An 11,443-nucleotide genomic window follows, 5' to 3' on the forward strand; every position below is an offset into this window, starting at 1 on the left:
TGAAAGCTTGGAGGTTTCGATATGAAGTTAGTCCTCCTCTCCGGAGGCTCTGGCAAGCGTCTCTGGCCGCTATCCAACGATGCCCGGTCTAAGCAATTCTTAAAAGTCCTCGAAAATGAAGATCAAGCTCTCGTCTCCATGGTACAACGTGTATGGGGGCAAATTAGTGAATCGGGCTTAGCCAATTCCAGCTATATCGCAACTGGTAAAGCCCAGATCGAAATGATGCATAATCAGATCGGTCCGTCCGTACCGCTCATTATTGAGCCTGAACGTAGAGATACTTTCCCGGCAATTGCATTAACAGCTTCGTATTTATATTCTGTCGCCCGGGTAGATCTGGACGAAGTCATAGCAATCTTACCAGTGGACCCTTATGTGGAGGGCCACTTTTTTTATGCCGTTAAACAGCTAGAGACTACGATTCAGGAGACAAATGCTGATCTAGCACTAATTGGTGTGAAGCCAACCTATCCGTCAGCGAAGTATGGCTACATTATCCCCGAGCTGGGGCAGACCGCTCACGATGGTGTACTGAAGGTAAGTCACTTCCAAGAAAAACCTTCCGAAGAAGCTGCTGTTGGTTTAATCGAGCAACAAGCTTTGTGGAACTGTGGGGTGTTCTCCTTCAAGCTGGGTTACCTCATTAATATCTTGAAAGAGAAGGGCTATCCGCTTCAATATAATCAGCTGGTCGAGCAATATCATGAGTTGCCGAAGATCAGCTTCGATTATGAAGTGGTTGAGAAGACGAGCAATATCGTAGTAGTGCCGTATGACGGTTATTGGAAAGACCTTGGTACATGGAATACGTTAACGGAAGAAATGGGAAATAATCAGATTGGTCGCGGAACGGTCAGTGAAGATTGTATCAACACTCATCTGGTTAACGAATTGGACATTCCGGTTACGGTTCTTGGAGTATCTAATCTGGTTGTGGCTGCTAGTCCGGATGGCATTCTCGTTACGGAGAAGAGTGCAAGTCCTCGGATCAAAGACTTCATTAACTATGATCAAGGCCCAATGTTTGAAGAGAGGGAATGGGGCTGTGTTCGGATCTTGGATAATGAGCGGTACGAAGATGGCCGTACGGTTATAACCAAGCGTATTGCGGTTACTGCCGGCAAAAACTTTAGCTACCTTATGCACCTGAACCGTGAGGAAGTATGGACAGTTGTGAAGGGTGAAGGTGAGTTCGTCCAGAACGGCGTTCCTATGAAGGTAAAAGCCGGTAATGTGCTGCATATTCCGGTGAAGACGCTCCACAGCCTTAAGGCTGTATCGGATATGGAGATGATTGTTGTACATAGCGGTTATTCGGATGAGGATAAGGTAATGGAATTATATTCGACCTGGTCGGAGATGTCCGAACACTGCCTTAATGTTTCGATGGGATAATGAAGACAATCGCTTATTATATTTCAGATTATGGTTATGGTCATGCTACGCGCAGTATTGCAGTGATCGGCGCCTTGCGTGCTGATGCAGCTCAGTCTTATCAGGTGATTGTTTGTTCTTCCGAGAAAATATTGCGGTTTATGCAAGCCTCATTGATTGGAAGTCAGGATAACATTCAATATCGCCAGTGCGTTTCGGACGTTGGTTATGTTCTTCAACCAGATAGCATTGAGCCAGACTTGGAAGCTTTTCAAATTAAGTATTTTCAGTATGTTGAAGCTCTTCCTTATGAAGCAGCTAGGGAGGCAGATTTTCTTCAAACCGCTGGAGTGGATCTTGTTATCTCGGATATCTCGCCGATTGCTTTTGTGGCTGCCAAGCAAGCGAAGGTTACTTCTGTAGGCGTATCTAACTTTACGTGGTATACGGCTTATTCGGAAATGATTGATCGTTCTGCATTACAGCCGTTGTATGAGGCATACGCTGCTATGGATTATTTTGTCCGGTTGGAAGGTGCTGATGAACCTGATTGGGGGACTGCGGGATCTACGCAAGCGGACTTTTTCTGCAGGGATGTAGATGCTGTTGAAGTGTCGAGGATTCTTCAATCCATTAATCCTGATGGGAAGAGAAGAGTCGTCTATTTCGGAATTGGCATGAGTATAAATGTACAACAACTAGCTGTATTGAAGCTTTGGGAAGATGATGCTTCTGTCTTCATCGTATCAAGCAATATGGACGTGAAGCACAGGAACGTGGTTGCAATCCCTGCTTCTTATACAGAGTCGCAGCATTATGTGGCGGCCTCAGATTTTGTTATTAGCAAGCCAGGGTGGAGTACGGTTGGGGAGGCGGTCTCCTTACGTAAACCACTGCTTCTACTGCACCGGAGTAGAATGAATGAGGATGAGAACACGATTCGAGCTCTAAGGAATCGTCATCCTTATCGTCTGGTGGAGTGGGAGCAATTAATAGAAGGTAATTCGCTAGATGTTCTAGATAGAGAGTATCCATTTGCAGATAGGGAGCAAGAGGGAATATCTCGAATAGCTGCCTATCTCAAACAAATTGTTGGGAGTGGATGAGGATGAAACTAGCTGTAATTGGCACCGGTTATGTGGGCTTGGTCTCGGGAGTGTGTTTCTCCGAGCTTGGTAATGAAGTCATCTGTGTAGACAAAATGCAGGCCAAGATTGATATGTTGAACAATGGCGAAGTTCCTATTCACGAACCGGGTCTTAAAGAATTGATCGCTAGCAATACGGCTGCAGGTCGATTATCTTTTACAACGGATTTAGCAGCAGCTGTGAGTAATGCAGAGATTGTAATCATTGCGGTTGGAACGCCATCTTTACCTGATGGCAAGGCTAATCTAGCTTATATTGAACAGGCTGCTGAAGAGATTGGCAACGCGATTGATGATTACAAAGTAGTTGTTGTGAAAAGTACGGTGCCAGTTGGAACGAACGAGAAGGTTGCGAATATCATTCGTGAAGTTGCTTCAGCTGAATTTGATTTTGCATCAGTTCCTGAGTTCCTAAGAGAAGGGACTGCCGTACGGGATACAATGAATCCTGACCGGATTATTATTGGTACTGCAAGTGAGCGTGCAGCTGAAATGCTGTCGGAGCTGCATCGCCCACTGACGGACAATATTACGATTACCGATGTTCGTAGCTCCGAGATGATTAAATATGCTTCTAATGCTTTCCTGGCTACGAAGATCTCATTCATTAACGAGATCGCTAATATCTGCGAGAAAGTTGGCGCGGATGTAGAAGAAGTTGCTAAAGGAATGGGCATGGATCGCCGCATTGGTTCGTCTTTCCTTAAGGCGGGGATTGGTTATGGCGGTTCTTGCTTCCCGAAAGATACGCAAGCCCTTATCCAGATCGCTGGTCAGATGGATTATGATTTCAAGCTGTTGAAATCCGTGGTTGAAGTGAACCGTGATCAACGTTTCAACGTGATCCGTAAACTTGATGAATTGCTTGGGAATGTTGCTGGCCAGACGATCGGGATCTGGGGATTGGCGTTTAAGCCGGAGACCGATGATGTTCGTGATGCACCAGCATTTGAGATTATTGAGACGTTATTAGAACGTGGAGCACAGGTGAAGGCTTATGATCCTATCGCTTCTAGTAATTTCGAGCAGATCTTTAACCGCCCTGAAGTGGAGTATTGCAGTTCTGCGCAGGAGGCGGCAGAAGGTGCAGATGCCTTGTGTATTCTGACGGAGTGGAAAGAGTTTATTGATATTCCTCTGTCGGATATCCAAAGCTGGCTGAAGACGCCAAATTTAATTGATGGCCGCAACATTTACCGGGAAGAAGACCTGGAAGAGACGCCTTTCGCTTATTATTCCGTTGGACGCCCGAAGATGAATAACGGCGTTAAAGAGTCGAATCCTATTCTTTCTTTCTAAACTAAACTAACAGTCAGGAGCCAATAAGGTTATGTCACCGGAAAAAAGAACAAAAAAGAAAAAGAAGATGAAACCTTGGATGAAGTGGCTGCTTGGCGCCACTTCTTTTTTAGTTATTGTCGCTTTGCTCTTCGCGGGTGGAACTTACTACTACATTAAGTCTATTGATATCGAAGATATCGCAGCCAGACATAGCAATGATACCGCGGCCAACTCTGGGGCTACACAAGCGGAGCCTAAGAAGTTGCCTGCTATTATCGAGAAGCCGGTTGAGAAGGCCAGCAAGTTAATTGGCGGGGAAAAGATCGATAGTGCGGATGCGCTGGATGTTGCAGCTATTCTGCTTAATTCAGGACTTAGCATGAAGCAGATTTCCTATTTGCAAGGTAATGCGACTACAGATCTGCCAGTCGAAGAGAAGCAGAAGATTCGTGATCTATTGTTGTCAAAGCTCTCAAATGATGAGATTGAGCTGTTACGATCCATTACGACTCAATATGGAATCTCGCTTAATATCCTCAATCCGGGGTATCCAATCGAATGGGTTGGCGAAAGAGACCCTGAGAAGATCAAGGAAAACAATGAAGCTTGGAAAAAGAGGAACCAGCAATCTACTGCCGGTTCCTCTAAACCAGCAACTACCGGCACTAAGCAGGAAGAAAAGCCTTCGGAGCCGGAGAAGAAGCCTGATAAGCCAGCTGTCGAGCTTGCTTCCGACAAGAAGCAAGTAAAGAAAACAATCGACTCGCAAACGCAGTCGAAGCTGAACTCGCTCTCGGGTACCTGCAAGGCCAAGAGTAATGCGATTCTGCAGCAGATCGTTGGCAGCGCGGATGGCGTTACGGTAGATGAGCTCCAAAACAAATATTTAGGGAAAGTCATGGAAGCCGAGGGTTCTTGTGATGCGCAGTTTAATGGCATCGTGAGTCAAGCGACTTCAAGTTATGCGGACAACGGAATTGATAGCTCCGCGATGCCGGATTGGAATGCGAAGTACGAAGCTAGCAAGCAAAGTGCACGAGCATCTGCCATTAGCGCCATTGCGAAAGCTATTAAGTCATAAACCAACTACAAAGGGGAATTGCTGATGAAAGCTTTACGTCATTACACACTTATGCTGTTAATCGTTGCACTCTGTACCGTCCTGCCGCTTACGGCGGGAGCCGCAGCTTCCAGCTCGGTCAACATTAAGACACAGGCGGTTAGCCTGAAGTTTGATGGTCAATCGTTGTCGCTGCCGTCTGGGCAATATGCGTTCATGTATCAGAACCGTACTTATATTCCAATTCGCTTCATCTCTTACGCTTTGCAGAAGTCGGTGAAATGGGATCAGAAGACTTCGAAAGTAACGGTATCTGAACCTACCGCTGCTGAGAAGGAGTCTCTTGCGAAACTGCTTGCCGGTGCTGCTGGCAACGGTACGAAATCGGAAGCGGGCAAAAGCTTAAGCATTAAGCCGGTTCAAGCTACGCTTGTATTTGATGGGGAGGCTAAAGCTCTTCCAACAGGTCAATCCCTGTATATCTTCAATGGTTCGATCTATGTACCGCTTCGCTTCATGTCTGAAGCTGTAGGTACAGATATTAAGTGGGATCAGAAGACAAACAGCATTACTGGCGAGTCCCCAGCTTACCAAGCGGCACAAGGTGGCGGAAACACTGGTGGAGGTACAACTGGTGGTGAAGGGGGGACTGGCGGATCTGGAGAGACGAAGCCAACTTATGAGTCGATTACGAGCGGTGCACAAGCTAAACTTGAAGCACTTAAAACAAGCTGCCAAAGCTCTCTGTCTGGCTTGTACTTCCAATACTTAGCTGCTACGGATGATGCGACCAAAGCTACTCTGAAAGCTCAAGGGCAACAAGTCATCGCGAAGTGCCAATCTGATTTCGACAAGATTATCGCCGATACGACGAATGCACTGACTACAAATGGCTATAGCACAGATGTTATTGCTAGCTATAGAACGGAATTTGATGGTTACATGAAGCAAATTAACGATCTCGCTGCATCCTTGAAGTAAACAAGAACTCCCCCGATGGCCGCAGCCGTCGGGGGAGTTTTCTTATGTTTATATGATTGTATGTATGGCCATTTTAATTACTAGGATAGTAGATAGATTATCTGAATAGCCGCGAGCGCTTATTGTTTCGGAATTTGTACCAATAGTCGCCGTTCTCATCTCTAAACAACCGGACGCCTACGATCTTGAGGGGTGTCCAAACCTCGGAGAACATCAAATAGCCAGCCATTCCTCGTAACCTCCTCTTCATTACTTTTTCTATTATTTATAATACCAAAGAATGGAACCTGAAAACAATAGTTTATAGGACTTTTTGCTCAAATTTACATTACCTTAGACTTGTTTTTAGGGGGTTGAGCGATAGATTTCCATTTCCTTCATAGATCTGTTACAATTACAGACCAAGAGAAGGATTAACGGCAGGTCGGATAGTGTCGAAGGAGTGAATGGAATAATGATGAAAAAAACGAGAAAAAATAGCATAATATGGTTTTTTGTCGTATTTTGTTGGATATTTTTCATATTTACATTGTCATCTGAATCCTATAATCAGCAGTCGATTAAGCCGACTTTGAATAAATGGGTAACTAAGGAAGAGCTTGCGGAGAAGCTGCCGAATACCTCGGTGACGTATCGGGGCGATACCGTCGTAGCGAAGGAAGACCCTTACGGGTTTGTGGAGTTCTTCTTCCGCAAAGGGGCTCACTTGTTCATGTACGCCGTACTGGCGGCAACGCTGTATATGTTCATCCGCAATCTGATGGGGCGCAGGCAGATGGTGCTGCCTGTCATCATGGCGCTGATCTTAACGGGCGGAACGGCCGCGATGGATGAGAGGAACCAACTGAGTTCGGTGGGGAGAACGGGGAATCCGACGGATGTCATTGTGGATTTGACGGGGGCTTGCATAGGCCTCATCGTCTGCATTCTCGTAAGCCAGTGGATTGGGCGCAGACGGAATCGGTCGGAATATCGGTTCGCAAGACGGTTATAAGGAACACGGCAGCCTTTCGCTTGTATGGCGGAAGGCTGTTGTTTTTGCCGAATATGGTTATGCTGTGAATAGAAGAGCAAGAGGAGTGTGTACATACGACAGTGGACGGCATGAATAATTTAACGCTTCATACTGATAAGTATCAGATTAATATGATGTATGCCCATTGGAAGAATGGGACGGACGGGGAAGGCGCGGTATTCGAGGCGTTCTTCCGCAAGCTGCCGTTCGGCAATGGATACGCGGTGTTCGCGGGACTCGAGCGAATTGTTGATTTTATCCGCCACTTGAAGTTCGGCGAAGAAGAGCTCGCTTACCTGGCGCAGCAGGAAGAGAATTATGATTCGGGATTCCTCGAGTGCCTTCGGAGGTTTCAATTCAAAGGGAACGTGCATGCGGTAGAGGAAGGTACGCTGGTGTTCCCGAATGAGCCAATCGTGCGGGTGGAAGGGACGATCTTCGAGACGCAGCTCGTGGAGACGGCGCTCCTTAACTTCATGAACTACCAGACGCTGATTGCGACCAAAGCTTCGCGGATCAAGCAGGTAGCAAACGGAGATATTTTGCTGGAGTTCGGGACAAGACGGGCGCAGGAAGCGGATGCGGCGGTATGGGGAGCGCGGGCTTCCTATATTGCGGGCTTCCACGCAACGTCCAATATGCATGCCGGCATGATGTTTGGCATCCCGACCAAAGGCACGCATGCCCATTCCTGGGTGCAGGGCCATGAATCGGAGGAGGAAGCTTTCCTCGCGTATGCGAAGGCTTTGCCCGACGGGGTAACGCTGCTCGTCGATACGTACGATACGCTTCGCAGCGGCGTGCCCAACGCGATTAAGACGGCGCGTTATCTGGAGAGCATCGGCAAACGGCTTGGCGGCATCCGCCTCGATAGCGGCGACCTCGCTTACTTGTCCAAGGAAGCGCGTAAGCTGCTGGACTCGGCAGGGCTGCAGGATGCGAAGATCGTGGCTTCGAATGATCTGGATGAGACGCTTATCTTCAACTTGAAGGCCCAAGGCGCCAAGATTGATACATGGGGCGTTGGCACGCAGCTCATTACGGCGGCTGACCAGCCTTCGCTTGGCGGCGTGTACAAGCTGACGGCCCGCGAGAAGAATGGCGAGTACATTCCGGTCATCAAGATTTCGGCGAATCCGGAGAAGGTATCGGCTCCCGGCAAGAAAGACGTATACCGCATCATGAACAAAACAACGGGGCTGGCCGAAGCGGATTATATGACGCTGCATGACGAGACGGATGTCCGGGATGGGGAACGGATCAAGCTTTTTGATCCGGTTCACCCGTATATTCACCGTTATATGAGCAATTACGAAGCGGTACCTCTATTGAAGCCGATTGTGGTGGAAGGCGAGATTGTATACGAACTCCCGCCGCTCGAAGAGATCCGCAATTACCATGAGCGGCAGCTTGCGATTTTCCGCCCGGAGATCCTGCGGAAGTTGAACCCGGATCTATATCCGGTTCACTTGAGCGAGCGGGCTTGGCAAGTGAAGATGGATCTGATCAAGGCCCATCAGGAGTAACCGGCGCATTAGCTTCGTGTTGAGGCTAATGCGCAAAGCTTAGCCATGCGAGAAACGCTGGCGGTATTTGCGCGGGGAGATGCCTTCGTATTTGGCGAAGCACGAAGTAAAGTAAGCGGCGGCATTGAAGCCGACCTCTTCGGCGATTCGCGCGATGGTATAGTTCGTCTGCAAGAGCAGCAGCTTCGACTGCTGAATGCGGAAGCGGAGCAGGAAGTCGAACGGTGAGCAGCCGAATTCCTTCTGCATGCATCTGGCGATGTAGACGGGATGGAAGTTGATGCTCTCGCCAAGCTGCTGCGCGGTAATGTCCTCGCGGTAATGCTTCCGGAGGTAAGAAGCGGCAAGCTCCGCGCATTGGGCCGTAGGCGTAGAGCCCTGGGTCTCGATGGACGCGGATAGCTGCTCGATAATCTCCTGAAACAACACCTGCTGCTTCCAGCTGACGCTGCTTAAATGGTTGCCGTGGCCAAGCTCCATCAGCTGCTGGATGGGTTCGATGACCTTGGTCGGCTGCAGCAACCGGGTATATTGCGGTACTTGCTTGATGAAGGTTTGCGTAGAGAAAATTTGGGGATTGAGCCCATGCGGCTCTCTCCCCTGTATAATACGCGGGGCATACTCCTCGGAAGCCGCCCACCGTCCTGTTGTCTGGAAGTGAAGCCAGTAATAGGCGGAGGGCTCTTCGCATGCTTTGGTCGCGTAATGATGATCGTCCGGCCTTAAGATAAGGGCTTCCCCTTCGCGTACCTCGAATGTCGCCTCGCCTTCTCCCATATAGAGACAACCCTCGGTTACAACGAGCAGATCGAACACTCCGATCCGGTGCCGGCTTGGATGCTTGAATCCCGCAAGCGATTCGGTATAGCCGGATGCAATATAGTGCGGAAGCGGCGGAACTGTGAAGTGAAACAGCGTCATAGAGCACCCTTTTTTTACCCCATGCAGAGGTTTGAAATTTGAAAGTTTCGGTTGTAAAACTGATACATTACCCGAAGTATAGCATCTATAATATGAAATTGACATCACTATTACAGAGGCGTATTTTCGGATGCCGGGTAACTGACAATCGGCTGCAGCATGTGTACGCTCGGGAGGATTATATAATGCAAAAGCGCGAACACAACAAGTTTTCGCTATGGATGCTTGCATGGCCGATTTTTATTGAATTATTTCTGCAATTTCTATTAGGAGCAGCCGATACGCTGCAGGTCAGCCGGATCTCCGACGATGCGGTTGCCGTTGTTGGATTCTCGACGCAGCTGTTCAGCGCTCTGATGACGTTATTTATGACCGTGGCGGGCGGGGCTGGTATTCTGATCGCGCAGCGGATTGGTTCGAGGAACAACGAGGACGCCCGGACGATTGCCATTATGTCGGTAAAAGTCAGCGCCGTTATTGGCCTCGGAATCAGCGTGCTGCTGTACGCCATGCCGGGGCAGATTGCTTCGCTCCTGCAGCTGCCGGATGAATTAATGCCGTTGGCCAAAACCTATATCTCCATTGTTGGCGGCGGGATGGTGCTTGTGGCCGTCATGTCGGCGCTCAGCAATGCGATTCGCAATACGGGCAATACGAAAGGCCCGATGTATACCGCTATCGGCATGAACGTTATTCATGTCGGCATGAACTATGCGTTTATTTTCGGCAAGTTCGGATTTCCGGAGTGGGGGCTTAAGGGCGTTGCGATCTCCACGGACATCAGCCGCTTGCTTGCGGTTATTGTGCTCTTCATGATGTTCTTTGGCGCGTTCGCACGTCAGATTACGTTCCGCGACTTCTTCAAGTTGTTCGACCGCACGTTGTTCAAGGAGATTCTGAAGATCGGCTGGCCGATGGGCGTTAACATGTCCTGCTGGGTGTTCTCGCAGCTTCTTATATTTACGTATATCGCGCGGCTTGGCGCTGTGGAGCTCTCGACGCGAACTTATATGAATACATTGGAGTCGTTCTGCTTCCTGCTTGGGTATTCTTTGGCGCTTGCGCTGCAGATTCAGATCGCTCATCTGTATGGGGCCGGCAAAGCGGAGGAGGCCTATCGGAATTCGTATCGGGCGCTGTGGATCGGACTTGGAATCGTGACAGTGAATGCGCTTGTGCTGTATTTGATCGGCGGCCATATTCTGAAGCTATTCACCAAGGATCCTGAGATTATCGCCATGGGCATATCCCTGCTCGGAATGAACCTGCTCCTGCAACCGGGCAAAATGCTCAACATGGGTATCGGCAATGCGCTGAATGCTGTCGGCGACACGCGTTACGTGATGTGGACATCGATTACTTCCATGACCTTGATTGCCTCTATTCTTTCTTATATATTTGGTATAACTCTGGGGTGGGGACTCGTTGGTATTTATGCTTGCATGATTCTCGACGAATATATTCGCGGCATATGGGTGCTTCAGCGGTGGAGGAAGAAGAAGTTTCTGAAGCCGGCTCAGGAGAAGATGGCTGCCAGCTCGCCTAACACCGGCAGCAGCGGCGGCGGCACAAGCGTTACGTTAGAGGTGTAAACAGACCATAGAGGGAGTTAGCGGATTTATGTTAATTATGAATGAGAAGATAAAAGCAGCCGAGGTGCGCCTCACCGGTCTTGACGGTGAAGAGCTTGGCATCGTCTCCCGGGAAGAGGCGCTGCAGATGGCGAAGCAACTGAAGGTGGATCTCGTCTGCGAATCGCTCATGAGCAGTCCGCCGCCTTGCAAGCTGATCGTGCGCGGGGGCGCGAAGCAGCAGGCGAGCCAGCAGAAGCGCGCGGATAAGGTACAAAGCGGGCCGGCGAAGGTGAAGGAGCTGCGTCTTAGCGTCGACATCGAGCAGCATGATTACGACACGAAGCTGCGGCAGGCGGTGAAGTTGCTCGAAGCGGGCAACGCGGTGCAGCTGGTTATCCGCATCCAAGGCAAAGAGGGAGCACGGGCGAAAGAGCTGCTCGAGCAACTGCTGAAGGACTTGAAGCCTTATGGTGAGAAGCAGTCAGGTATCCAACTGAGCGGCAAACAAGCTGCGGTTCAAATTAATCCTATTAATTGACAGCTAGTACCAATGGTGTATAT

General features: G+C 49.1%; 11 protein-coding genes. 9 read left to right on the forward strand and 2 right to left on the reverse strand.

The window, feature by feature from the left end; translation table 11 throughout:
• The first annotated feature begins 21 nt into the window (after positions 1-21).
• The 5 genes from QQK89_RS08595 to QQK89_RS08615 are packed head-to-tail and all read left to right on the forward strand — an operon-like array spanning position 22 to position 5,846.
• On the forward strand, positions 22-1,398 hold the full coding sequence (locus tag QQK89_RS08595) for a sugar phosphate nucleotidyltransferase (RefSeq protein WP_284238119.1): 1,377 nt from the start codon (positions 22-24) through the stop codon (positions 1,396-1,398).
• Entirely contained in the window at positions 1,398-2,483 is a 1,086-nt protein-coding gene (locus QQK89_RS08600) for a hypothetical protein (protein WP_284238120.1), read from the forward strand. Before QQK89_RS08595 ends, QQK89_RS08600 begins: the two co-directional genes overlap by 1 nt.
• Before the next feature lie 2 nt (positions 2,484-2,485).
• On the forward strand, positions 2,486-3,823 hold the full coding sequence (locus QQK89_RS08605) for a UDP-glucose dehydrogenase family protein (RefSeq protein WP_284238121.1): 1,338 nt from the start codon (positions 2,486-2,488) through the stop codon (positions 3,821-3,823).
• Positions 3,824-3,854: 31 nt separating this feature from the next.
• A complete protein-coding gene (locus tag QQK89_RS08610) occupies positions 3,855-4,886 on the forward strand; it encodes a hypothetical protein (protein ID WP_284238122.1) in 1,032 nt (343 codons plus the stop codon).
• A gap of 24 nt (positions 4,887-4,910) precedes the next feature.
• Complete coding sequence (locus tag QQK89_RS08615) at positions 4,911-5,846, forward strand: stalk domain-containing protein (RefSeq protein WP_284238123.1); 936 nt, start codon at positions 4,911-4,913, stop codon at positions 5,844-5,846.
• 97 nt (positions 5,847-5,943) lie between these two features.
• Here the strand turns inward: QQK89_RS08615 and QQK89_RS08620 are convergent, their stop codons facing one another.
• On the reverse strand, positions 5,944-6,075 hold the full coding sequence (locus QQK89_RS08620) for a hypothetical protein (RefSeq protein WP_284238124.1): 132 nt from the start codon (positions 6,073-6,075) through the stop codon (positions 5,944-5,946).
• Positions 6,076-6,300: 225 nt separating this feature from the next.
• Here QQK89_RS08620 and QQK89_RS08625 point away from each other — a divergent pair, with 225 nt between their 5' ends.
• A complete protein-coding gene (locus tag QQK89_RS08625; RefSeq protein ID WP_284238125.1) occupies positions 6,301-6,840 on the forward strand; it encodes a VanZ family protein in 540 nt (179 codons plus the stop codon).
• 110 nt (positions 6,841-6,950) lie between these two features.
• Positions 6,951-8,387 (forward strand): nicotinate phosphoribosyltransferase, encoded by a 1,437-nt coding sequence (locus tag QQK89_RS08630; protein ID WP_284238126.1) that lies wholly within the window; start codon positions 6,951-6,953, stop codon positions 8,385-8,387.
• A 39-nt stretch (positions 8,388-8,426) separates the two neighbouring features.
• Here QQK89_RS08630 and QQK89_RS08635 read toward each other — a convergent pair whose 3' ends face one another.
• Complete coding sequence (locus QQK89_RS08635; protein WP_284238127.1) at positions 8,427-9,308, reverse strand: AraC family transcriptional regulator; 882 nt, start codon at positions 9,306-9,308, stop codon at positions 8,427-8,429.
• 185 nt (positions 9,309-9,493) lie between these two features.
• Here QQK89_RS08635 and QQK89_RS08640 point away from each other — a divergent pair, with 185 nt between their 5' ends.
• Both QQK89_RS08640 and infC read left to right on the forward strand, forming a co-directional pair.
• Positions 9,494-10,900, forward strand: a complete 1,407-nt coding sequence (locus QQK89_RS08640) for an MATE family efflux transporter (RefSeq protein ID WP_284238129.1) — start codon at positions 9,494-9,496, stop codon at positions 10,898-10,900.
• Positions 10,901-10,928: 28 nt separating this feature from the next.
• Positions 10,929-11,420 (forward strand): translation initiation factor IF-3, encoded by a 492-nt coding sequence (gene infC, locus QQK89_RS08645; RefSeq protein ID WP_284238130.1) that lies wholly within the window; start codon positions 10,929-10,931, stop codon positions 11,418-11,420.
• The last annotated feature ends 23 nt before the right edge of the window (positions 11,421-11,443 follow it).

The organism is Paenibacillus glycanilyticus (assembly GCF_030161375.1).
Lineage (GTDB): Bacteria > Bacillota > Bacilli > Paenibacillales > Paenibacillaceae > Pristimantibacillus > Pristimantibacillus glycanilyticus_B.

What these genes read in the sequence shown, in the direction of transcription:
- QQK89_RS08595 (WP_284238119.1), top strand. Translation starts at nt 22, where the DNA reads ATGAAGTTAGTCCTCCTCTCCGGAGGCTCTGGCAAGCGTCTCTGGCCG.
- QQK89_RS08600 (WP_284238120.1), top strand. Translation starts at nt 1,398, where the DNA reads ATGAAGACAATCGCTTATTATATTTCAGATTATGGTTATGGTCATGCT.
- QQK89_RS08605 (WP_284238121.1), top strand. Translation starts at nt 2,486, where the DNA reads ATGAAACTAGCTGTAATTGGCACCGGTTATGTGGGCTTGGTCTCGGGA.
- QQK89_RS08610 (WP_284238122.1), top strand. Translation starts at nt 3,855, where the DNA reads ATGTCACCGGAAAAAAGAACAAAAAAGAAAAAGAAGATGAAACCTTGG.
- QQK89_RS08615 (WP_284238123.1), top strand. Translation starts at nt 4,911, where the DNA reads ATGAAAGCTTTACGTCATTACACACTTATGCTGTTAATCGTTGCACTC.
- QQK89_RS08620 (WP_284238124.1), bottom strand. Translation starts at nt 6,075, where the DNA reads ATGGCTGGCTATTTGATGTTCTCCGAGGTTTGGACACCCCTCAAGATC.
- QQK89_RS08625 (WP_284238125.1), top strand. Translation starts at nt 6,301, where the DNA reads ATGATGAAAAAAACGAGAAAAAATAGCATAATATGGTTTTTTGTCGTA.
- QQK89_RS08630 (WP_284238126.1), top strand. Translation starts at nt 6,951, where the DNA reads ATGAATAATTTAACGCTTCATACTGATAAGTATCAGATTAATATGATG.
- QQK89_RS08635 (WP_284238127.1), bottom strand. Translation starts at nt 9,308, where the DNA reads ATGACGCTGTTTCACTTCACAGTTCCGCCGCTTCCGCACTATATTGCA.
- QQK89_RS08640 (WP_284238129.1), top strand. Translation starts at nt 9,494, where the DNA reads ATGCAAAAGCGCGAACACAACAAGTTTTCGCTATGGATGCTTGCATGG.
- infC (WP_284238130.1), top strand. Translation starts at nt 10,929, where the DNA reads ATGTTAATTATGAATGAGAAGATAAAAGCAGCCGAGGTGCGCCTCACC.